Source organism: Enterobacter sp. C4G1 (assembly GCF_052886895.1).
Map to the genome: position 1 here is coordinate 1849879 of NZ_JBQVVV010000001.1, position 22957 is coordinate 1872835.

General features: G+C 54.0%; 20 protein-coding genes. 17 read left to right on the forward strand and 3 right to left on the reverse strand.

What is annotated here, in order from left to right; all coding sequences use genetic code 11:
- Positions 1–7: 7 nt before the first annotated feature.
- From ACT9TW_RS08915 to mutT, 16 genes are all read left to right on the forward strand, one after another.
- Complete coding sequence (locus ACT9TW_RS08915; protein WP_182059574.1) at positions 8–1774, forward strand: peptidoglycan glycosyltransferase FtsI; 1767 nt, start codon at positions 8–10, stop codon at positions 1772–1774.
- Positions 1761–3248: a UDP-N-acetylmuramoyl-L-alanyl-D-glutamate--2,6-diaminopimelate ligase gene (gene murE, locus ACT9TW_RS08920; RefSeq protein WP_182059575.1), complete on the forward strand. Its 1488-nt coding sequence runs from the start codon at positions 1761–1763 to the stop codon at positions 3246–3248. Before ACT9TW_RS08915 ends, murE begins: the two co-directional genes overlap by 14 nt.
- Positions 3245–4603 carry a UDP-N-acetylmuramoyl-tripeptide--D-alanyl-D-alanine ligase gene (gene murF / locus ACT9TW_RS08925; protein ID WP_446492170.1) on the forward strand — a complete coding sequence of 453 codons (1359 nt, stop codon included), beginning with the start codon at positions 3245–3247 and terminating at the stop codon, positions 4601–4603. The genes murE and murF overlap by 4 nt, the downstream gene beginning before the upstream one ends.
- Positions 4597–5679, forward strand: coding sequence for a phospho-N-acetylmuramoyl-pentapeptide-transferase (gene mraY, locus ACT9TW_RS08930; RefSeq protein ID WP_008501985.1), 1083 nt, complete (start codon positions 4597–4599; stop codon positions 5677–5679). The genes murF and mraY overlap by 7 nt, the downstream gene beginning before the upstream one ends.
- A 2-nt stretch (positions 5680–5681) precedes the next feature.
- Positions 5682–6998: a UDP-N-acetylmuramoyl-L-alanine--D-glutamate ligase gene (gene murD, locus ACT9TW_RS08935; protein ID WP_446492171.1), complete on the forward strand. Its 1317-nt coding sequence runs from the start codon at positions 5682–5684 to the stop codon at positions 6996–6998.
- Positions 6998–8242, forward strand: coding sequence for a cell division protein FtsW (ftsW, locus tag ACT9TW_RS08940; protein ID WP_446492172.1), 1245 nt, complete (start codon positions 6998–7000; stop codon positions 8240–8242). The genes murD and ftsW overlap by 1 nt, the downstream gene beginning before the upstream one ends.
- Positions 8239–9303 carry an undecaprenyldiphospho-muramoylpentapeptide beta-N-acetylglucosaminyltransferase gene (murG, locus tag ACT9TW_RS08945; RefSeq protein ID WP_446492173.1) on the forward strand — a complete coding sequence of 355 codons (1065 nt, stop codon included), beginning with the start codon at positions 8239–8241 and terminating at the stop codon, positions 9301–9303. Before ftsW ends, murG begins: the two co-directional genes overlap by 4 nt.
- Positions 9304–9362: 59 nt before the next feature.
- A complete protein-coding gene (gene murC / locus ACT9TW_RS08950; RefSeq protein WP_315687915.1) occupies positions 9363–10838 on the forward strand; it encodes a UDP-N-acetylmuramate--L-alanine ligase in 1476 nt (491 codons plus the stop codon).
- Positions 10831–11751 (forward strand): D-alanine--D-alanine ligase, encoded by a 921-nt coding sequence (locus ACT9TW_RS08955; RefSeq protein WP_446492174.1) that lies wholly within the window; start codon positions 10831–10833, stop codon positions 11749–11751. Before murC ends, ACT9TW_RS08955 begins: the two co-directional genes overlap by 8 nt.
- A gap of 1 nt (position 11752) precedes the next feature.
- On the forward strand, positions 11753–12595 hold the full coding sequence (ftsQ, locus tag ACT9TW_RS08960; protein ID WP_182059581.1) for a cell division protein FtsQ: 843 nt from the start codon (positions 11753–11755) through the stop codon (positions 12593–12595).
- Entirely contained in the window at positions 12592–13848 is a 1257-nt protein-coding gene (gene ftsA, locus ACT9TW_RS08965) for a cell division protein FtsA (protein WP_010426970.1), read from the forward strand. Before ftsQ ends, ftsA begins: the two co-directional genes overlap by 4 nt.
- A 63-nt stretch (positions 13849–13911) precedes the next feature.
- Positions 13912–15063 (forward strand): cell division protein FtsZ, encoded by a 1152-nt coding sequence (gene ftsZ / locus ACT9TW_RS08970; protein ID WP_166717881.1) that lies wholly within the window; start codon positions 13912–13914, stop codon positions 15061–15063.
- Positions 15064–15164: 101 nt separating this feature from the next.
- Positions 15165–16082: a UDP-3-O-acyl-N-acetylglucosamine deacetylase gene (lpxC, locus tag ACT9TW_RS08975; protein ID WP_182059582.1), complete on the forward strand. Its 918-nt coding sequence runs from the start codon at positions 15165–15167 to the stop codon at positions 16080–16082.
- Positions 16083–16359: 277 nt separating this feature from the next.
- The gene (gene secM / locus ACT9TW_RS08980; RefSeq protein ID WP_446492175.1) at positions 16360–16863 is read left to right on the forward strand and encodes a secA translation cis-regulator SecM; all 504 of its coding nucleotides are present in this window, start codon (positions 16360–16362) and stop codon (positions 16861–16863) included.
- A gap of 60 nt (positions 16864–16923) precedes the next feature.
- On the forward strand, positions 16924–19629 hold the full coding sequence (secA, locus tag ACT9TW_RS08985) for a preprotein translocase subunit SecA (RefSeq protein ID WP_446492176.1): 2706 nt from the start codon (positions 16924–16926) through the stop codon (positions 19627–19629).
- A 58-nt stretch (positions 19630–19687) separates the two neighbouring features.
- Positions 19688–20080 carry an 8-oxo-dGTP diphosphatase MutT gene (gene mutT, locus ACT9TW_RS08990; protein ID WP_182059585.1) on the forward strand — a complete coding sequence of 131 codons (393 nt, stop codon included), beginning with the start codon at positions 19688–19690 and terminating at the stop codon, positions 20078–20080.
- Between the two features lie 34 nt (positions 20081–20114).
- On the opposite strand, the gene yacG is transcribed toward mutT, so the two are convergent.
- From yacG to coaE, 3 genes are read right to left on the reverse strand one after another with little or no spacing between them, the layout of a single operon-like run.
- Entirely contained in the window at positions 20115–20309 is a 195-nt protein-coding gene (gene yacG, locus ACT9TW_RS08995; protein ID WP_006810106.1) for a DNA gyrase inhibitor YacG, read from the reverse strand.
- A 9-nt stretch (positions 20310–20318) separates the two neighbouring features.
- On the reverse strand, positions 20319–21062 hold the full coding sequence (gene zapD, locus ACT9TW_RS09000; protein ID WP_182059586.1) for a cell division protein ZapD: 744 nt from the start codon (positions 21060–21062) through the stop codon (positions 20319–20321).
- The gene (gene coaE, locus ACT9TW_RS09005) at positions 21062–21682 is read right to left on the reverse strand and encodes a dephospho-CoA kinase (RefSeq protein WP_182059587.1); all 621 of its coding nucleotides are present in this window, start codon (positions 21680–21682) and stop codon (positions 21062–21064) included. The genes zapD and coaE overlap by 1 nt, the downstream gene beginning before the upstream one ends.
- 228 nt (positions 21683–21910) lie before the next feature.
- Between coaE and ACT9TW_RS09010 the strand changes: the two genes are divergently transcribed.
- Positions 21911–22954: a GMP reductase gene (locus ACT9TW_RS09010; protein ID WP_446492177.1), complete on the forward strand. Its 1044-nt coding sequence runs from the start codon at positions 21911–21913 to the stop codon at positions 22952–22954.
- The last annotated feature ends 3 nt before the right edge of the window (positions 22955–22957 follow it).

Here is a 22957-nt window from a genome sequence, read left to right on the forward strand (position 1 = left end):
GCGACGCATGAGAGTAGCGGCAAAAACGCAAAAACCAAAACGTCAGGAAGAGCAGGCCAACTTTATCAGTTGGCGTTTTGCGTTGCTGTGCGGCTGCATTTTACTGGCGCTGACTTTCCTGCTGGGGCGTGTAGCATGGCTACAAATCGTCGCGCCTGACATGCTGGTGCGCCAGGGGGATATGCGTTCCCTGCGCGTACAGGAAGTCTCGACTTCTCGCGGGATGATTACCGATCGCTCCGGCCGTCCGCTGGCGGTGAGCGTGCCGGTTAAGGCAATCTGGGCGGATCCTAAAGAGCTTCATGACGCGGGCGGAATCACGCTCGATAACCGGTGGAAAGCGCTTTCAGATGCGCTGAAAATGCCGCTGGACCAGCTAGCGTCACGTGTTAACGCAAACCCGAAAGGACGCTTTATCTATCTGGCGCGTCAGGTGAACCCTGATATGGCCGACTACATCAGAAAACTGAAGCTTCCGGGGATACATCTGCGTGAAGAATCACGTCGTTATTATCCTTCCGGCGAAGTAACCGCTCACCTCATCGGCTTCACCAACGTCGATAGCCAGGGGATCGAGGGCGTAGAAAAAAGCTTTGATAAATGGCTCACTGGTCAGCCAGGCGAGCGTATTGTGCGTAAAGACCGCTACGGCCGCGTTATTGAAGACATCTCTTCAACCGACAGCCAGGCGGCGCACAACCTTGCGCTGAGTATTGATGAGCGTTTGCAGGCGCTGGTTTATCGCGAACTGAATAACGCCGTGGCCTTTAACAAAGCAGAGTCAGGAAGCGCCGTGCTGGTGGATGTGAGCACGGGCGAAGTCCTGGCGATGGCGAATAGCCCGTCCTATAACCCGAACAACTTTACTGGCACCGCGAAAGATGCGATGCGTAACCGGGCTATCACTGACGTGTTCGAGCCAGGTTCAACAGTCAAACCCATGGTAGTGATGACTGCGCTCCAGCGCGGCATCGTGAATGAAAGTACGGTTCTGAATACGATCCCTTACCGAATTAACGGTCACGAAATCAAAGACGTGGCGCGTTACAGCGAATTGACCCTGACCGGGGTTTTGCAGAAGTCGAGTAACGTCGGTGTTTCAAAACTGGCGTTAGCGATGCCGTCCTCAGCGTTAGTAGAGACTTACTCACGTTTTGGGCTAGGAAAGGCGACCAATTTGGGGTTGGTCGGAGAACGCAGTGGCTTATATCCTCAAAAACAACGGTGGTCTGACATAGAGAGGGCCACCTTCTCTTTCGGCTACGGGCTAATGGTAACCCCGTTACAGTTAGCGCGAGTCTACGCAACGATTGGCAGCTATGGCGTTTATCGTCCGCTGTCGATTACCAAAGTTGATCCACCGGTTCCGGGTGAGCGTATCTTCCCGGAACCTATCGTTCGTACCGTTGTTCACATGATGGAAAGCGTGGCACTGCCTGGTGGCGGTGGCGTGAAGGCGGCGATCAAAGGCTATCGCATCGCCATTAAAACCGGTACGGCGAAAAAAGTCGGGCCAGACGGCCGTTATATCAACAAATACATTGCCTATACCGCAGGCGTAGCGCCTGCAAGCAATCCGCGTTTTGCGCTGGTGGTCGTCATTAACGATCCACAGGCGGGTAAATACTACGGCGGCGCCGTCTCCGCGCCTGTGTTCGGGGCTATCATGGGCGGCGTGTTACGTACCATGAACATTGAACCGGATGCGCTGGCGACGGGCGAAAAAAGTGAATTTGTAATTAATCAAGGCGAGGGTACAGGTGGCAGATCGTAATTTGCGCGACCTTCTCGCTCCGTGGGTGCCAAATGCACCGGAGCGAGCACTGCGGGAGATGGTACTGGACAGCCGTATGGCTGCTTCTGGCGATCTTTTTGTAGCGGTGGTCGGTCATCAGGCGGACGGGCGTCGATATATCCCGCAGGCGATTGCGCAAGGTGTAGCTGCCATTATTGCTGAGGCAAAAGATGAAGCAACCGACGGTGAAATCCGTGAAATGCATGGTGTGCCGGTCATCTATCTCAGCCAGTTAAGCGAACGCCTTTCCGCACTGGCAGGGCGTTTCTATCATGAACCTTCTGACCAGTTACGCCTGATTGGCGTGACCGGTACTAACGGTAAAACCACGACCACGCAGTTAATGGCGCAGTGGGCGCAACTGCTGGGTGAAACCGGTGCGGTGATGGGTACCGTGGGTAATGGCCTGCTGGGCAAAGTGAACCCAACGGAAAATACCACCGGTTCTGCAGTAGACGTGCAGCATGTGCTGGCGGGTCTGGCAGGGCAGGGTGCAACGTTTGCCGCAATGGAAGTCTCCTCACACGGGCTGGTACAGCACCGCGTGGCGGCACTGAAATTTGCCGCTTCCGTGTTTACCAATCTGAGCCGCGATCACCTCGACTATCACGGGGATATGGAGCATTACGAAGCGGCAAAATGGCTGCTTTACTCCACGCATCACTGTGGGCAGGCGATCATCAACGCCGATGACGAAGTGGGCCGCCGCTGGCTGGCTAAGCTGCCGGATGCGGTTGCGGTATCCATGGAAGATCATATCAACCCTAACTGTCACGGCCGCTGGCTGAAGGCGGTTGAGGTGAACTATCACGACAGCGGGGCCACCATTCGCTTTACCTCTTCATGGGGTGACGGTGAGATTGAAAGCCGCCTGATGGGGGCATTTAACGTCAGCAATTTGTTGCTGGCACTGGCAACGTTACTGGCGCTGGGCTATCCGCTGGCAGAGCTGGTGAACACTGCTGAACGTCTGCAACCGGTTTGCGGCCGCATGGAAGTGTTCAGTGCGCCAGGTAAACCGACCGTGGTCGTGGATTATGCTCATACGCCGGATGCGCTGGAAAAAGCGCTGGAAGCGGCCCGTCTGCACTGTGCCGGTAAACTCTGGTGCGTCTTTGGCTGTGGCGGCGATCGTGACAAAGGCAAACGCCCGCTGATGGGTGCCATTGCTGAACAGTTCGCGGATATTCCGGTTGTGACCGATGACAACCCGCGTACTGAAGAGCCGCGCGCCATCATCAATGACATTCTGGCCGGAATGCTGGACGCAGGTCGTGCACGTGTTGTTGAAGGTCGTGCCGAAGCGGTGACGAATACGATTATGCAGGCCCACGAGAACGACGTAGTCCTGCTGGCCGGTAAAGGCCATGAAGATTATCAGATTGTCGGGGCTCGTCGTCTGGATTATTCAGACCGTGTGACCGCAGCACGTCTACTGGGAGTGGTGGCATGATTAGCATAACGCTAAGCCAGGCCGCTCAGGTCTTACAAGGGACGCTGCATGGTCAGGATCTGACCATTAACGCCGTAACAACGGATACCCGCAAGGTAACTTCCGGCTGCCTGTTCGTCGCGCTGAAGGGCGAACGTTTTGACGCGCACGACTTTGCCGAACAGGCAAAAGAGAGTGGGGCAGGCGCGCTGCTGGTGAGCCGCAAACTGGATACCGATCTGCCGCAGATTGTGGTGGCTGATACGCGTCTGGCATTTGGCGAGCTGGCGGCATGGGTTCGTCAGCAGGTCCCGGCCCGCATCGTGGCGCTGACGGGATCATCTGGCAAAACGTCAGTAAAAGAGATGACGGCTGCCATCCTGAGCCAGTGCGGCAACACACTTTATACGGCAGGCAATCTAAATAATGACATTGGCGTGCCGATGACATTACTTCGCCTGACCAAAGAGCATGAATTTGCCGTTATCGAGTTAGGGGCAAACCACCAGGGGGAAATCGCCTGGACCGTGAGTTTGACTCGCCCGGAAGCGGCGCTGGTCAATAACCTGGCGGCTGCGCACCTGGAAGGCTTTGGCTCTCTGGAAGGTGTCGCGAAAGCGAAAGGCGAGATCTACACCGGTCTGCCGGCTGACGGCGTTGCCATTTTGAATGCCGACAACAATGACTGGCTGAACTGGCAAAGCATTATTGGTTCACGTAAAACCTGGCGCTTCTCACCGAATGCGGCCAACAGTGATTTTACCGCAACCAATATCCATGTGACCTCGCATGGAACGGAGTTCACACTCAATACTCCTACGGGCGGCATTGATGTGCTGCTGCCGCTGCCAGGTCGCCATAACATCGCTAATGCGCTTGCCGCTGCCGCGTTGTCTACGGCGGTGGGTGCGACTCACGAAGCGATTAAAACCGGGCTGGCGAATCTGAAAGCCGTGCCGGGGCGTCTGTTCCCTGTCCAGTTGGCTGAGAACAAACTGCTGCTGGACGACTCGTACAACGCGAACGTGGGTTCGATGACCGCAGCGGTCCAGGTGTTGTCAGAGATGCCGGGCTATCGCGTGCTGGTTGTTGGTGATATGGCTGAGCTGGGTGATGAAAGTGAAGCCTGCCACATTCAGGTGGGTGAAGCGGCGAAAGCGGCAGGCATTGACTGCGTGTTGAGCGCAGGAAAACTCAGCCAGGCGATTAGCCATGCCAGCGGCGTGGGCGAACATTTTGCCGATAAAACGCCGCTGATTGAACGTCTTAAATCGTTGATTGCAGAAAAACAAATTGTGACAGTGCTTGTGAAAGGTTCACGTAGTGCCGCCATGGAAGAGGTTGTGCACGCATTACAGGAGAACGGAACATGTTAGTTTGGCTGGCCGAACATTTGGTCAAATATTACTCAGGCTTTAACGTCTTTTCCTATCTGACGTTTCGCGCCATTGTCAGCCTGCTGACCGCGCTGTTCATCTCATTGTGGATGGGCCCGCGCATGATTGCCCGTTTACAAAAACTCTCTTTCGGCCAGGTCGTACGTAACGATGGTCCGGAGTCGCACTTTAGCAAGCGTGGCACCCCAACCATGGGCGGGATTATGATCCTGACCGCCATTGTGGTTTCGGTGTTGCTGTGGGCGTACCCGTCTAACCCGTATGTGTGGTGTGTTCTGACCGTGCTGGTAGGGTACGGGATCATCGGCTTTGTTGATGACTACCGCAAAGTGGTGCGTAAAGACACTAAAGGCCTGATCGCCCGCTGGAAGTACTTCTGGATGTCAGTGATTGCGCTGGGCGTAGCCTTTGCCCTGTACCTTGCAGGAAAAGACACGCCAGCCACTGAGCTGGTTGTTCCGTTCTTTAAAGACGTGATGCCGCAACTGGGCCTGTTCTACATCCTGCTGGCGTATTTCGTGATTGTTGGCACCGGTAACGCCGTTAACCTGACCGATGGCCTGGACGGCCTGGCCATTATGCCAACCGTCTTCGTGGCTGCCGGTTTCGCGCTGGTGGCGTGGGCGACCGGTAACATGAATTTTGCTAACTACCTGCACATTCCTTATCTGCGTCATGCGGGTGAGCTGGTGATCGTCTGTACGGCGATTGTCGGAGCGGGTCTGGGCTTCTTGTGGTTTAACACCTACCCGGCTCAGGTCTTTATGGGTGATGTCGGTTCTCTGGCGCTTGGCGGTGCTCTGGGCATTATTGCCGTGCTGCTGCGTCAGGAGTTCTTGCTGGTGATCATGGGCGGTGTTTTTGTGGTTGAAACCCTGTCGGTGATTTTGCAGGTCGGTTCGTTCAAGCTGCGTGGTCAACGCATCTTCCGTATGGCGCCGATCCACCACCACTATGAACTGAAAGGCTGGCCAGAGCCGCGCGTCATTGTGCGCTTCTGGATTATTTCGCTGATGCTGGTGCTGATTGGCCTGGCAACGCTGAAGGTACGTTAATCATGGCAGATTACCAGGGCAAAAAAGTCGTTATCATCGGGTTGGGCCTCACCGGCCTTTCCTGCGTGGACTTTTTCCTCGCACGCGGCGTAACGCCGCGCGTGATGGATACGCGTGTCTCTCCGCCGGGTCTGGACAAACTGCCGGAACAGGTTGAACGCCACCTTGGTGGTCTGAATGATGACTGGCTGCTGGCAGCCGATCTGATTGTTGCAAGCCCCGGTATGGCGCTGGCGCATCCGTCACTGAGCGCTGCAGCCGACGCGGGTGTTGAGATTGTTGGTGATATCGAACTGTTTTGCCGCGAGGCACAGGCTCCTGTTATTGCCATCACCGGCTCTAACGGTAAAAGCACCGTGACCACGCTGGTGGGCGAGATGGCGAAAGCGGCGGGCATGAACGTGGGCGTCGGCGGGAATATTGGCCTGCCTGCGCTGATGCTTCTGGATAAAGGCTGCGAGCTGTATGTTCTGGAACTTTCCAGCTTCCAGCTGGAAACCACCTCGAGCCTCCAGGCTGCTGCTGCGACCATCCTGAACGTGACCGAAGACCATATGGACCGCTATCCGTTTGGTCTGCAACAGTACCGCGCCGCTAAGTTACGCATTTATGAAAATGCCAAAGTGTGCGTCGTCAATGCTGATGATGCACTGACGATGCCGGTGCGGGGTGCAGATGAGCGCTGCATCAGTTTTGGTATCACCATGGGTGATTATCATCTGAACCGTCAGCTGGGCGAAACCTGGCTGCGCGTGAAAGGTGAGAAAGTGTTGAACGTGAAAGAGATGAAACTTTCCGGTCAGCACAACTACACCAATGCGCTGGCAGCACTGGCGCTGGCGGACGCCGTTGGTTTACCGCGCTCTTCCAGCCTGAAAGCGCTAACCACCTTCACTGGCCTGGCGCACCGTTTCCAGTTGGCGCTTGAGCATAATGGCGTGCGCTGGATTAACGACTCCAAAGCCACTAACGTTGGGAGCACAGAAGCTGCGTTGAACGGTTTGCACGTTGATGGCACGCTGCATCTGCTGCTTGGCGGAGACGGTAAATCGGCCGATTTCTCTTCGCTGAAGCGTTATCTTTCAGGTGATAGCATTCGCCTTTACTGCTTCGGCCGGGACGGTAGCGAACTGGCTGAACTGCGTCCGGACATTGCTGAACAGACCGAGACAATGGAACAGGCAATGCGTCTCATTGCTCCGCGCGTGAAACCGGGCGATATGGTGCTGCTTTCTCCGGCCTGTGCCAGCCTCGATCAGTTTAAGAATTTCGAACAGCGTGGTGATGTCTTTACCCGCCTGGCGAAGGAGTTAGGCTGATGCGTTTATCTCTCCCTCGCCTGAAAATGCCGCGCTTGCCAGGATTTGGGATCCTGGCGTGGCTGTTTGCGGCGCTTAAAGGCTGGGTGATGGGCTCTCGTCAGAAGGATAACGACAGCCTGATCATGTACGATCGCACGCTCTTCTGGTTAACCATGGGGCTGGCGGCGGTCGGTTTTATTATGGTGACGTCAGCATCAATGCCCGTGGGGCAGCGACTGGCGAACGATCCGTTCCTGTTTGCCAAGCGTGATGGCCTGTACATCATTCTGGCGTTCTGCCTGGCGCTGGTGACCTTACGTCTGCCGATGGAGTTCTGGCAACGCCACAGCACGGCAATGTTGATCGCCTCGATCATTATGCTGCTGATCGTACTGGTCGTGGGTAGCTCCGTAAACGGGGCATCGCGCTGGATTGCGTTTGGCCCGTTGCGTATTCAGCCTGCTGAATTTACTAAGCTTTCACTGTTCTGCTATCTGGCTAACTACCTGGTCCGTAAAGTGGATGAAGTACGTAATAACCTGCGCGGCTTCTTAAAACCAATGGGCGTTATCCTGGTTCTGGCGGTTTTACTGCTGGCACAGCCAGACCTCGGTACGGTGGTGGTACTGTTTGTCACCACGCTGGCGATGCTGTTCCTGGCAGGAGCGAAGCTGTGGCAGTTCATCGCCATCATCGGCATGGGGATTTCTGCGGTTGTCCTGCTGATCCTCGCCGAGCCTTATCGTATCCGCCGCGTAACCTCATTCTGGAACCCGTGGGAAGACCCGTTCGGCAGTGGTTATCAGCTGACCCAGTCGCTGATGGCGTTTGGCCGTGGTGAAGTTTGGGGTCAAGGCCTGGGTAATTCCGTTCAAAAGCTGGAGTATTTACCCGAAGCGCATACTGACTTCATCTTCTCCATTATTGCGGAAGAACTGGGTTATATCGGTGTGGTAGTCGCGCTTTTAATGGTATTCTTCGTCGCTTTCCGTGCCATGTCTATTGGCCGAAAAGCGCTGGAAATCGATCACCGCTTCTCAGGTTTCTTAGCCTGCTCAATTGGTATTTGGTTTAGCTTCCAGGCACTGGTAAACGTAGGGGCCGCAGCGGGTATGCTGCCGACCAAGGGCCTGACGTTGCCGTTAATCAGTTATGGTGGTTCCAGTCTGTTAATCATGTCGACGGCCATCATGTTTTTGTTACGCATAGATTATGAAACGCGTCTGGAAAAAGCCCAGGCGTTTACACGAGGTTCACGATGAATCAACCGAAGCGGTTAATGGTGATGGCAGGCGGTACCGGCGGACATGTGTTCCCGGGGCTTGCGGTTGCGCACCATTTAATGGATCAGGGCTGGCAGGTACGCTGGCTTGGAACCGCAGACCGCATGGAAGCCGACCTTGTGCCGAAGCACGGGATTGAGATCGACTTCATCCGCATTTCAGGATTGCGTGGCAAGGGCATTAAGGCTCAGCTTCTTGCGCCGGTGCGGATTTTTAACGCCTGGCGTCAGGCCCGCACCATTATGAAGCGCTTTAAGCCGGATGTGGTGCTGGGGATGGGCGGCTATGTCTCTGGTCCTGGTGGGCTGGCTGCGTGGTCGCTGGGTATCCCGGTTGTGTTGCATGAACAAAATGGGATTGCCGGGCTCACCAACAAATGGCTGGCAAAAATTGCCACCAAAGTGATGCAGGCATTTCCGGGCGCGTTTCCGAAAGCTGACGTAGTGGGTAACCCGGTGCGCGTCGATGTGCTGGCTCTGCCGCTGCCCGATGCGCGCCTGACTGGGCGTGAAGGCCCGGTACGTGTGCTGGTGGTGGGCGGCTCCCAGGGCGCGCGCATTCTTAACCAGACGATGCCGCAGGTTGCCGCAAAACTGGGTGATGCCGTTACTATCTGGCATCAGAGCGGAAAAGGCGCTCAGCAGGCCGTAGAGCAGGATTACGTTGGCGCAGGTCAGCCACAGCATAAAGTTACCGAATTTATCGATGACATGGCCGCAGCCTATGCCTGGGCTGATGTCGTTGTCTGCCGCTCTGGCGCGCTGACCGTGAGTGAAATCGCCGCTGCGGGTTTGCCAGCGCTGTTTGTGCCGTTCCAGCACAAAGACAGGCAGCAGTACTGGAATGCGTTACCGCTTGAGAAAGCCGGTGCCGCGAAAATTTTCGAGCAGCCACAATTTACCGCCGATGCGGTCGCCACCACCCTGGCGGGCTGGAACAGAGACGCATTGCTGGAGATGGCACAACGCGCACGTGCGACAGCTATCCCCGATGCGACGGAGCGGGTGGCAAATGAAGTGAGCCTGGCAGCTCAGGCTTAACCCTCGCAGCGCGTGTTGCGCTGCACGATTTTTTTGAAGTAGTCGATGGCGTTTAGAGAATGAATACACAACAACTGGCGAAACTGCGTTCAATCGTGCCCGAGATGCGTCGCGTCCGGCACATTCACTTCGTTGGCATCGGTGGTGCTGGCATGGGCGGTATTGCCGAAGTGTTAGCTAACGAAGGTTACCAGATCAGTGGTTCCGACCTGGCTCCAAACCCTGTTACGCAGCAGTTGGCGTCGCTTGGGGCGACTATCTATTTCAACCATCGCCCGGAAAACGTGCGCGATGCGAGCGTTGTTGTGGTGTCCAGCGCAATCTCCGCGGATAACCCGGAAATTGTTGCCGCGCATGAAGCGCGTATCCCGGTGATCCGCCGTGCGGAAATGCTGGCTGAGTTAATGCGCTTCCGCCACGGTATTGCGATTGCCGGGACACACGGTAAAACCACCACCACGGCGATGGTTTCCAGTATTTATGCTGAAGCGGGTCTTGATCCGACCTTCGTTAACGGTGGTCTGGTGAAAGCGGCCGGTGTACATGCGCGTCTGGGGCACAGCCGTTACCTGATTGCTGAAGCAGACGAAAGCGATGCATCGTTCCTGCACCTGCAGCCGATGGTGGCGATTGTCACCAACATCGAAGCTGACCACATGGATACCTACCAGGGCGACTTCGAAAATTTAAAACAGACTTTTATCAACTTCCTGCACAACCTGCCGTTCTATGGCCGTGCGGTGATGTGTGTTGACGATCCGGTTATTCGCGAGTTGCTGCCGCGTGTGGGTCGTCAAATTACCACGTATGGCTTCAGCGAAGACGCTGATGTTCGCGTGGAAGATTACAAGCAAATTGGTGCCCAGGGGCATTTCACTCTGGCGCGTCAGGATAAAGAGCTGCTGCATGTTACGCTCAATGCCCCAGGACGCCACAACGCCCTGAACGCGGCGGCAGCGGTAGCGGTAGCCACTGAAGAAGGCATTGATGACAACGCAATCCTGCGTGCGCTGGAGAGCTTCCAGGGTACCGGGCGCCGTTTCGACTTCCTGGGTGAATTCCCGCTGGAAGAGGTGAACGGTAAAACAGGCTCTGCAATGCTGGTGGACGATTACGGGCATCATCCGACGGAAGTGGACGCGACCATCAAAGCAGCACGTGCGGGCTGGCCGGATAAGAATCTGGTAATGATCTTCCAGCCGCACCGCTTCACGCGTACCCGCGATCTGTATGACGATTTCGCTAGCGTGCTGTCGCAGGTGGATACGCTGCTGATGCTGGATGTTTACTCCGCGGGCGAAACGCCTATCCCGGGTGCGGACAGCCGTTCATTGTGTCGCACTATTCGTGGTCGCGGAAAAGTTGACCCTATTCTGGTGTCTGATCCTGCCCAGGCTGCGGAGATTTTGGCTCCGGTTCTGACGGGTAATGATCTGATTCTGATTCAGGGCGCGGGAAATATCGGCAAAATCGCTCGTACCTTAGCCGAAATCAAACTGAAGCCGCAAACTCAGGAGGACGAGCGTCATGGCTGATAAGATTGCTGTCCTGTTTGGCGGCACTTCCGCCGAGCGCGAAGTCTCCCTGAATTCAGGCGCTGCCGTACTGGCGGGCCTGCGCGAGGGTGGCGTCAATGCCCATCCGGTCGATCCGAAAGAGACGGATGTGACGCAACTGAAAGCGATGGGCTTTGATAAAGTCTTTATCGCGTTGCATGGCCGTGGTGGCGAAGACGGCACCCTGCAAGGGCTTCTGGATTTAATCGGGATGCCGTATACCGGCAGCGGCGTGATGGCATCCGCGATTTCTATGGATAAACTGCGCAGCAAACTGCTGTGGCAGGGAGCTGGTCTTCCTGTGGCAGCATGGGTTGCGCTGACGCGTCGTGATTTTGAAATGGGCCTGTCAGACAGCGTTAATACCCGCATTGCCGAACTAGGGTTACCGGTTATTGTAAAGCCGAGCCGCGAAGGGTCGAGTGTCGGGATGTCGAAAGTCGACAAAGCGCAGGATTTATCTTCCGCTTTAGCGCTGGCATTTCAACATGATGAAGAAGTTCTGATAGAAAAATGGCTCAGCGGGCCGGAATTTACCGTTGCGATGCTTGGTGAAGAAATTTTACCGTCAATTCGTATCCAACCTGCTGGAACCTTCTATGATTATGAGGCGAAGTATCTCTCTGATGAGACGCAATATTTCTGCCCAAGTGGTCTTGAAGCTGAACGTGAAGCAGATTTACAGTCCCTGGTGCTTAAAGCCTGGAATGTTTTAGGCTGCCGGGGATGGGGACGCATTGATGTGATGCTCGACAGCGACGGGCAATTTTACTTGCTGGAAGCAAACACCTCCCCTGGCATGACCAGCCATAGCCTTGTGCCGATGGCCGCGCGTCAGGCGGGAATGAGTTTCTCGCAATTAGTCGTACGTATTCTGGACCAGGCGGGCTGATATGTCTCAGGCTGCATTGAACACGCGCAACCGCGATGACGAAGAAGAATATTCTTCTTCCCGGCGGAGTAATGGAACGCGTCTTGCAGGGATTATATTCCTGCTCGGTGTGCTGTGTACCGTGTTTATCAGCGGCTGGATGGTGCTGGGCTGGATGGAAGATGCGCAGCGTTTACCGCTGTCGAAACTGGCGGTAACGGGTGAGCGTCACTACACGCGTAACGACGATATTCGCCAGTCGATTCTGGCACTGGGCCCACCTGGGACCTTTATGACTCAGGACGTCAATATTATCCAGAGCCAGATTGAACGTCTGCCGTGGATAAAACAGGCGAGTGTAAGAAAGCAATGGCCTGATGAATTGAAGATTCATCTGGTTGAATATGTGCCCATTGCGCGTTGGAATGATCAGCACATGGTCGACGTAGATGGAAATTCCTTCAGCGTCCCAGGCGATCGTGTCAACAAGCAAAATTTACCGATGTTGTATGGCCCGGAAGGCAGTGAAAACGAAGTCTTGCAAGGTTTTCGCGATATGGGGCAGGTGCTGGCTAAGGACCGGTTTACGTTAAAAGATGCAGCAATGACGGCGCGCCGTTCATGGCAACTGACGTTAACGAACGGCATCAAGCTCAACCTTGGCCGCGGCGACACGATGAAACGTCTGGCGCGTTTTGTAGAACTTTACCCGGTTTTACAGCAGCAGGCACAGACTGACGGCAAACGGATAAGCTACGTTGATTTGCGCTATGACTCAGGCGCAGCAGTCGGTTGGGTACCGGCTCCGGTCGAGGAACCTAATCAGCAACAGAATCAGGCACAGGTACAGGCAGAACAACAATGATCAAGGCGACGGACAGAAAACTGGTAGTTGGACTGGAGATTGGCACCGCGAAGGTTGCCGCTTTAGTAGGGGAAGTTCTGCCCGACGGTATGGTCAATATCATTGGCGTGGGCAGCTGCCCGTCCCGTGGTATGGATAAAGGTGGGGTAAACGATCTTGAGTCGGTGGTGAAGTGCGTACAGCGCGCCATCGATCAGGCGGAATTGATGGCTGATTGCCAGATTTCATCTGTCTATCTGGCCCTCTCTGGTAAGCACATCAGCTGCCAGAACGAGATAGGTATGGTGCCTATCTCAGAAGAAGAAGTGACGCAGGAAGACGTTGAAAACGTCGTGCATACGGCGAAATCCGTCCGTGTTCGCGATGAACATCGCGTGCTGCACGTCATCCCGCAGGAATATGCGATTGACTACCAGGAAGGGATCAAGAATCCCGTCGGTCTTTCCGGCGTGCGAATGCAGGCAAAAGTGCACTTGATCACATGTCACAACGATATGGCGAAGAACATCGTTAAAGCCGTTGAACGTTGTGGCCTGAAAGTTGACCAACTTATTTTCGCCGGTCTGGCAGCAAGCTATTCCGTGCTGACCGAAGACGAACGTGAACTGGGCGTCTGTGTGGTCGATATTGGTGGTGGTACTATGGACATGGCCGTTTATACCGGCGGTGCGCTGCGCCACACCAAAGTGATCCCTTACGCAGGGAACGTTGTGACCAGCGATATTGCTTATGCCTTTGGTACGCCACCGAGCGATGCAGAGGCGATCAAAGTGCGCCATGGCTGTGCACTGGGATCCATCGTTGGCAAAGATGAGAGCGTTGAAGTGCCAAGCGTAGGTGGTCGTCCACCGCGTAGTCTGCAACGCCAGACGTTGGCAGAGGTCATTGAGCCGCGTTATACCGAGCTGCTCAACCTGGTCAACGAAGAGATTTTGCAGTTACAGGAACAGCTTCGCCAGCAGGGTGTTAAACATCATCTTGCAGCGGGGATTGTATTAACCGGCGGAGCAGCGCAAATTGAAGGTCTTGCGGCCTGCGCTCAGCGAGTGTTCCATACCCAGGTACGTATTGGCGCACCGCTGAATATCACCGGTTTAACGGATTACGCTCAGGAGCCGTACTATTCAACGGCTGTGGGCCTGCTGCACTACGGGAAAGAGTCCCATTTGAGTGGTGAAGCGGAAGTGGAAAAACGCGTATCAGTGGGGTCGTGGGTCAAACGACTCAACACCTGGTTGCGAAAAGAGTTTTAATTTTTTTAAGAGACCGGAGAGAATTAGCGGTCTCGGGCGACAGGCACAACGGAGAGAGAAATTATGTTTGAACCTATGGAACTGACCAACGACGCGGTGATTAAAGTCATCGGCGTCGGTGGTGGCGGCGGTAACGCTGTAGAGCATATGGTGCGTGAGCGTATCGAAGGCGTTGAATTTTTTGCGGTTAACACCGATGCACAGGCACTGCGTAAGACGGCTGTAGGCCAGACGATTCAGATCGGTGGTGGCATCACCAAAGGTCTGGGTGCGGGGGCTAACCCGGAAGTTGGTCGCAACGCGGCTGAAGAAGATCGTGAAGCACTGCGTGCTGCGCTTGACGGTGCAGACATGGTGTTTATCGCAGCAGGTATGGGCGGTGGTACTGGTACCGGCGCGGCGCCTGTTGTTGCCGAAGTGGCAAAAGATTTAGGTATCCTGACCGTTGCTGTCGTGACGAAGCCTTTTAATTTTGAAGGCAAGAAGCGTATGGCATTCGCGGAGCAGGGTATCACTGAACTGTCCAAACATGTGGACTCTCTGATCACTATCCCGAACGACAAGCTGTTGAAAGTTCTGGGTCGCGGCATCTCCCTGCTGGACGCTTTTGGCGCGGCAAACGACGTGCTGAAAGGCGCGGTTCAGGGTATCGCTGAACTGATTACCCGTCCTGGTCTGATGAACGTTGACTTTGCAGACGTTCGCACCGTGATGTCCGAAATGGGCTACGCGATGATGGGCTCTGGCGTGGCGAGTGGTGAAGACCGTGCGGAAGAAGCGGCTGAAATGGCTATCTCTTCTCCACTGCTGGAAGATATCGACCTGTCTGGTGCGCGCGGCGTGCTGGTCAACATTACCGCTGGCTTTGACCTGCGTCTGGATGAGTTCGAAACGGTGGGTAATACCATTCGTGCGTTCGCCTCTGACAACGCGACTGTGGTAATCGGTACTTCCCTTGACCCAGAAATGAACGATGAACTGCGCGTAACTGTTGTTGCCACCGGTATCGGTATGGACAAGCGTCCTGAGATTACCCTGGTAACCAACAAGCAGACTCAGCAGCCAGTGATGGACCGCTACCAGCAGCACGGTATGGCTCCACTGACTCAAGAGCAGAAACCGGCCGCGAAAGTGGTAAACGACACGACTCCGCAAACGGCGAAAGAACCAGATTATCTGGATATCCCAGCGTTCCTGCGTAAGCAAGCTGACTAGGAATTGGCTGGAATTTGGGGATTTTCGCTCTTTGTGCTAAACTGGCCCACCGTTAGTGATATACACTCTCGGTTGGATAGTTAATTTGGCGAGATTATACGATGATCAAACAAAGGACACTTAAACGTATCGTTCAGGCGACTGGCGTCGGTTTACATACCGGCAAAAAAGTCACACTGACGTTGCGCCCTGCGCCGGCCAATACCGGGGTCATCTATCGTCGCACCGACTTGAATCCACCGGTAGATTTTCCGGCTGATGCCAAATCTGTGCGTGATACTATGCTCTGTACTTGCCTGGTGAACGAGCATGACGTGCGGATTTCTACCGTAGAGCACCTGAATGCCGCCCTGGCTGGTCTGGGTATCGACAACATCATTGTTGAAGTCGATGCGCCAGAAATCCCGATCATGGATGGTAGTGCTGCTCCGTTCGTTTATTTGCTGCTGGATGCCGGCATCGAAGAACTGAACTGCGCGAAGAAATTTGTTCGCATCAAAGACACCGTTCGTGTCGAGGATGGCGACAAATGGGCTGAATTCAAGCCGTTCAATGGTTTCTCGCTGGACTTTACCATCGACTTTAACCATCCGGCGATTGATGCAAGCACTCAGCGTTATGCGATGAACTTCTCTGCTGATGCGTTTATGCGTCAGATCAGTCGTGCTCGCACATTTGGCTTCATGCGTGATATCGAATATTTGCAGTCCCGCGGCCTGTGCCTGGGCGGCAGCTTCGATTGTGCCATCGTTGTTGACGATTATCGCGTACTGAACGAAGACGGTCTGCGTTTTGAAGATGAATTCGTTCGTCACAAAATGCTGGATGCAATTGGCGACCTGTTCATGTGTGGTCACAACATCATTGGTGCGTTTACCGCGTTTAAATCCGGTCATGCACTGAACAACAAACTGTTGCAGGCAGTCCTGGCAAAACAGGAAGCTTGGGAATATGTGACCTTCAAAGACGACGCAGAACTGCCTCTGGCGTTCAAAGCACCAAGCATGGTTCTGGCGTAACGGTTCAAGCCGTTTCGTAAAAAATCGACTGGTTAACCTGGTACTCTCTCCGACCAGGGAGGCCAGTCGTTTTTATTTTTACCCTTCTTCATTTCGCCCCCAGCCCCTTAATCCTTTGCCATACGTTGAAAATCTGTGCGTTAGCTGCATTCTTGACCGTTTTTCCCCGCGGCAATACGTCATTCCTGCTGATGTGCTTTGGCTTTAGTGGTAATATCTGGGCGCTAAAAAGAATAACTGAACTCAGCCTGTACGGCTGGCTTATGTGGTGGAGCAAGTGAGCGGAATACTGACGCGCTGGCGACAATTTGGCAGACGCTACTTCTGGCCGCATCTCTTATTAGGGATGGTCGCGGCGAGTCTCGGCTTGCCTGCGCTCAGCAACAGTGCTGAAGCGGCGACTCCGACTAAGACCACCACCACAAAACATGATCTCTCCACGCGGGTTAATTTTACTAACCTCGCGTTGCTGGAAGCCAATCGCCGCCCAAATTTCTCGGTTGATTACTGGCATCAGCACGCCATTCGTACGGTTATCCGTCATCTTTCGTTTGCAATGGCACCACAGGCAATGCCTGTTGCAGAAGAAACACTGCCGGTTCAGGCCCAACATCTCGCACTGCTGAACACGCTCAATGCGCTGCTGACGCAAGACAGCCAGCCGCCAGTTATCGTTCGCCAGCAGGCAAAAAACCGTTTTGTTCCTCCCGCGACGTTTATCGTCTCAACATGGATTAGCCAGGTTCAGGGTATCCGTGCCGGGCCTCATCGCCTCAGCTAAATTAACGCTTTTTCAATACCTTAATTTATCTGCCCACGATGGGGCGTTTGAGAATTTATTATGCTAATCAAATTATTAACCAAAGTTTTCGGTAGCCGTAACGATCGTACCCTGCGCCGTATGCGCAAAGCTGTCACTGTAATCAATGGTATGGAACCAGCGATGGAAAAGCTCTCCGATGACGAGCTGAAAGCCAAAACCGGCGAATTCCGTGCGCGTCTGGAAAAGGGTGAATCCTTAGAAAGCCTGATCCCGGAAGCCTTTGCCGTCGTCCGTGAAGCAAGTAAGCGTGTGTTTGGCATGCGCCACTTCGACGTTCAGCTGCTGGGTGGTATGGTTCTGAACGAACGTTGCATCGCAGAAATGCGTACCGGTGAAGGTAAAACCCTGACCGCAACCTTGCCTGCTTACCTGAACGCGTTGTCAGGCAAAGGCGTTCACGTTGTTACCGTCAACGACTATCTGGCGCAGCGTGACGCCGAAAACAACCGTCCACTGTTTGAATTCCTCGGTATGACCGTGGGTATCAACATGTCCGGCCTGCCAGCACCGGCTAAGCGTGATGCGTATAACGCGGACATCACCTACGGTACCAACAACGAATACGGCTTTGACTACCTGCGCGACAACATGGCGTTCAGCCCTGAAGAGCGTGTACAGCGTAAACTGCACTATGCGCTGGTGGATGAGGTTGACTCCATTCTGATCGACGAAGCGCGTACCCCGCTTATCATCTCTGGTCCGGCCGAAGACAGCTCCGAGATGTACCGTAAAGTCGACAAAATCATTCCACACCTGCTGCGTCAGGAAAAAGAAGACTCCGATACTTTCCAGGGCGAAGGCCACTTCTCCGTGGATGAAAAAGCGCGTCAGGTTAACCTGACTGAACGCGGCCTGGTGAAAATTGAAGAGCTGCTGGTTGCTCAGGGCATCATGGACGAGGGCGAGTCACTGTACTCCCCGAGCAATATTATGCTGATGCACCACGTAACTGCGGCACTGCGCGCTCATGCGCTGTTTACCCGTGACGTGGATTACATCGTAAAAGACGGTGAAGTTATCATCGTTGACGAACATACCGGTCGTACCATGCAGGGACGTCGCTGGTCCGATGGTCTGCACCAGGCTGTTGAAGCCAAAGAAGGTGTGGATATTCAAAATGAAAACCAGACGCTGGCATCCATCACCTTCCAGAACTACTTCCGTCTGTACGAGAAGCTGGCAGGGATGACCGGTACCGCAGATACCGAAGCGTTTGAATTCAGCTCTATCTACAAACTGGATACTGTAGTCGTCCCAACCAACCGCCCAATGATCCGTAAGGATATGCCGGACCTGGTTTACATGACTGAAGCTGAAAAAATCCAGGCGATCATTGAAGATATTCGTGACCGTACCGCAGCCGGCCAACCGGTTCTGGTGGGTACCATTTCCATCGAAAAATCCGAAGTGGTATCCAATGAGCTGACCAAAGCGGGTATTAAACACAACGTACTGAACGCCAAGTTCCACGCCAAAGAAGCAGATATCGTTGCGCAGGCGGGTTACCCGGCGGCGGTGACCATCGCCACCAACATGGCGGGTCGTGGTACCGATATTATGCTCGGTGGTAGCTGGCAGGCAGAAGTTGCTGAGCTGGAAAACCCAACGCCAGAACAGATTGCTCAGATCAAGGCAGACTGGCAGGTGCGTCACGACGCGGTTCTGACTTCCGGTGGTTTACACATCATTGGTACCGAACGTCACGAATCTCGTCGTATCGATAACCAGCTGCGTGGTCGTGCGGGTCGTCAGGGTGATGCCGGTTCTTCCCGCTTCTACCTGTCTATGGAAGATGCGCTGATGCGTATCTTCGCCTCTGACCGTGTATCTGGCATGATGCGTAAACTGGGCATGAAACCAGGCGAAGCGATTGAACACCCGTGGGTCACTAAAGCGATTGCTAACGCTCAGCGCAAAGTTGAAAGCCGTAACTTTGATATTCGTAAGCAGTTGCTTGAATATGATGACGTGGCTAACGATCAGCGTCGTGCTATTTACACCCAGCGTAACGAACTGCTGGACGTGTCCGACGTGAGTGAAACCATCAACAGCATTCGTGAAGATGTGTTCAAAGCGACCATCGATGGCCACATTCCTCCACAGTCTCTGGAAGAAATGTGGGATATCGAAGGCTTGCAGGAACGTCTGAAAAACGACTTCGACCTTGAACTGCCAATCAAAGAGTGGCTGGACAAAGAGCCGGAACTGCATGAAGAAACCCTGCGCGAGCGTATCTTCGGAACCGCGCTGGATGTTTACAAGCGTAAAGAAGAAGTGGTTGGCGCTGAGATGATGCGTCACTTTGAGAAAGGCGTAATGCTGCAAACGCTGGACTCCCTGTGGAAAGAGCACCTGGCGGCGATGGATTATCTGCGCCAGGGTATCCACCTGCGTGGTTATGCGCAGAAGGATCCGAAACAGGAATACAAACGTGAATCCTTTGCCATGTTTGCTTCCATGCTGGAGTCACTGAAATATGAAGTGATTAGCACCCTGAGCAAGGTTCAGGTGCGGATGCCGGAAGAAGTAGAAGCGATGGAGCAGCAGCGTCGTGAAGAAGCTGAGCGCCTGGCGCAGATGCAACAGCTGAGCCACCAGACAGATGACAGCGAAGCGGCTGCGGCTATCGCGGCGCAAACTGGTGACCGTAAAGTCGGGCGTAACGATCCGTGCCCATGTGGTTCAGGTAAAAAATACAAGGCGTGCCACGGCCGCCTGAGCTAAGAACGTAACATAATCTAAAAGGCGCAGAAATCTGCGCCTTTTTTATGGAAGTCACACTATGAAAACACTGCAAATTGCCGTCGGGATCATTCGCAACCCACAAAACAAAATCTTCATTACCCAGCGGGCAGCAGATGCTCATATGGCGAATAAGTGGGAATTTCCGGGTGGAAAGATTGAGTCAGGTGAAACGCCGGAGCAGGCGCTGATTCGCGAGCTTCAGGAAGAGGTCGGGATCACCCCCGTTGGGGCAACGCTTTTCGATAAGCTTGAGTACCAGTTCCCTGACCGCCACATCACGTTGTGGTTCTGGCTTGTTGAAAACTGGGAAGGGGAACCCTGGGGAAAAGAGGGGCAGCCGGGTGACTGGGTGGCGCTTCAGGCAAGCGATGCCGATAAATTCCCACCGGCAAATGAGCCTGTGATCCTGAGATTAGTCGCACAACCGTAAGCCTGCTAAGCGAAGCGCCAGCAGGCTTTACAGATTACTGCTGGTTTTCGCTCCAGTCATCGCTGTCAGAGAGATCGCCTTCGCTTGGAATGCGTTTCTCTTCCGCAGCCCATTCGCCCAGGTCAATTAACTGGCAACGCTTACAGCAGAATGGGCGAAACGGACTCACTTCGCCCCAGACTACGGTTTTCCCACAGGTAGGGCAGCTTACGGTTGTTACGTCAGACATCAATACTCCTTAACAGCAGGCCAGCTCAAAATCGAGGCGTTCAGGCACGAGGCCATTTTCGCTGTCCAGAGGCATAAATCTAATCGCAAAACGGCTTTTATGGCCGGAGATTTGCGGGTAAAGCTGATCGCTCAGAGATAAGTTCAGGCGCAGCAGATCGGCATCATCACCGTTATCCTGATAAAAACCGTTCAGGCTGGTTTGCTTGCGGAAGGGCGCTGAATTGCGAACCAGGTCGAGAATGAGTGACAGCGTCTGGTTCATTGGCTCAAGGCTTGCCAGCCAGCTATTCACCTGCGCATCACGCTGGGTTTGCGGCATGTGCAACCACATATGGAGTGTCGGCAGGTCAAAGCTGCAGCAGCCGCCAGGAATGCTCAGGCGCTGACGAACCAGGCCGATAAGCCGGTCTTCACGCAAGAATTGCCCCACGCGAGGAGCGGCCATCAGCACACTGCTGCTGGTTTTCAGCTGCTGGCGAAGCGAGTCGATACGGCTTTGATCGACGCCCGGCACTTCAGTCCAGGCCTGTAATTTACGCTGCTGGCGCTCAAGCTCTTTTAATAACTCGGTGCGAACATCACCGCGTTCAATGACATCCAGTAGATCGCCAACATTGCGGAAAAAATGCAGCGCAGTGGCGTGATCGTTAACAGGCAGATGTTGTGAAAGCTGCTGAACTAAAAACTCGATACGCAGCCAGGTACGCATTTTTTCGTTAAGCGGGTGCTCAAAAAGGATATTAGTAGACATTATGGTTTTTCCTGTGCAACGGCCTGCGCGGCGAACGTCAGATACTGCGCGTGCAGACGGGCAACATCCGATGCAAGAGCATCTGGTGCGCCGTTATTATCAATAACATCATCCGCAACAGCAAGGCGCGCTTCACGCGTGACCTGAGCAGCAAGAATTTGTTCAGCATGTTCACGCGAGACATGGTCGCGCGTCATTGTTCGCTCGATCTGCGTTTCGGGGGAAACATCGATAACCAGAATCCGGTCGGCTTTTTTCTGAAGCTGATTTTCCACCAATAGGGGTACAACCCACAGTACGTAGGGTGAACGGGCTTCAGTAATCTGACGCTGAGTTTCCTGGTGGATAATGGGGTGGAGCAGAGCATTAAGCCAGGCTTTTTCCGAAGAATCAGAAAAAATGCACTCGCGAAGCTGACGACGATTGAGTGTGCCATCTGCATTGATGACTTCACGCCCGAAATGCGCTTCGATGGCCTTTAATGCGGGTGTATTGGGTTCTACCACCTGACGGGCAATAATATCGGCATCAATAATCGGGATGCCCAGACGAGAAAAAGCGTCTGCAACGGTGCTTTTGCCACTACCGATGCCGCCGGTTAACGCGACGATGTACCCCATTAAATCAAATCCTGGGAATTATTCATTATTAAAATCAGTTACTTAAAATTTAAACTTAGAGCAGCGAATGGTTAACTCTCTTTACCTGCTTTCTACCAGGTAAATTTATAGGATTGTAGCGTAAAAAAAGAGAATTTCGCAGTCTTGCGGAGCAGGTATTAGTGCGTATGATAGCGTCACTGGAGTTGTGCTTTTAACATATTTGCCTCTAACCCCAGGAATCCGCACATGCGTATCGAAGAAGATCTGAAGTTAGGTTTCAAAGACGTTCTCATCCGCCCTAAACGCTCTACACTGAAAAGTCGCTCAGACGTTGAACTCGAACGTCAATTCACCTTTAAACATTCCGGTCAGACCTGGTCTGGTGTGCCAATCATTGCGGCCAACATGGACACTGTGGGTACCTTCGCAATGGCAACGGCGCTGGCAAAATTCGATGTCCTCACCGCCGTGCATAAGCACTACAGCACTGAAGAGTGGAATGCCTTTGTGGCGTCAGCGTCTGACGATGTTGTTAAGCATGTCATGGTTTCTACCGGTACATCTGATGCGGATTTTGAAAAGACCAAACAGATCCTGGCGGCTAACCCGGCGCTGAATTTTGTTTGTATTGATGTCGCGAATGGTTATTCCGAGCACTTCGTGCAGTTCGTCAGCAAAGCGCGTGCGGCCTGGCCGACTAAAACCATTATCGCGGGTAACGTTGTGACCGGCGAAATGTGTGAAGAGCTGATCCTCTCCGGTGCGGATATCGTGAAAGTGGGTATTGGCCCGGGATCCGTGTGTACTACGCGTGTAAAAACCGGCGTGGGTTACCCGCAGCTTTCTGCGGTGATTGAGTGTGCCGATGCAGCCCACGGTCTTGGTGGCCAGATTATCAGCGACGGTGGTTGCACCATGCCGGGTGATGTGGCTAAAGCCTTTGGTGGCGGTGCCGATTTCGTGATGCTTGGCGGAATGCTGGCAGGTCACGAAGAGAGTGGCGGCACGGTGGTTGAAGAGAACGGCGAGAAATTTATGCTGTTCTACGGTATGAGCTCTGAATCCGCGATGACCCGTCATGTGGGTGGCGTGGCAAAATATCGTGCAGCAGAAGGTAAAACCGTGAAGCTGCCACTGCGCGGCCCTGTCGAAAATACGGCGCGCGATGTTCTCGGTGGCCTGCGCTCAGCCTGTACCTACGTTGGGGCTTCACGCCTGAAAGAGCTGACTAAACGCACCACGTTTATCCGCGTTCAGGAGCAGGAAAACCGCGTATTCAATAGCCTCTGATGG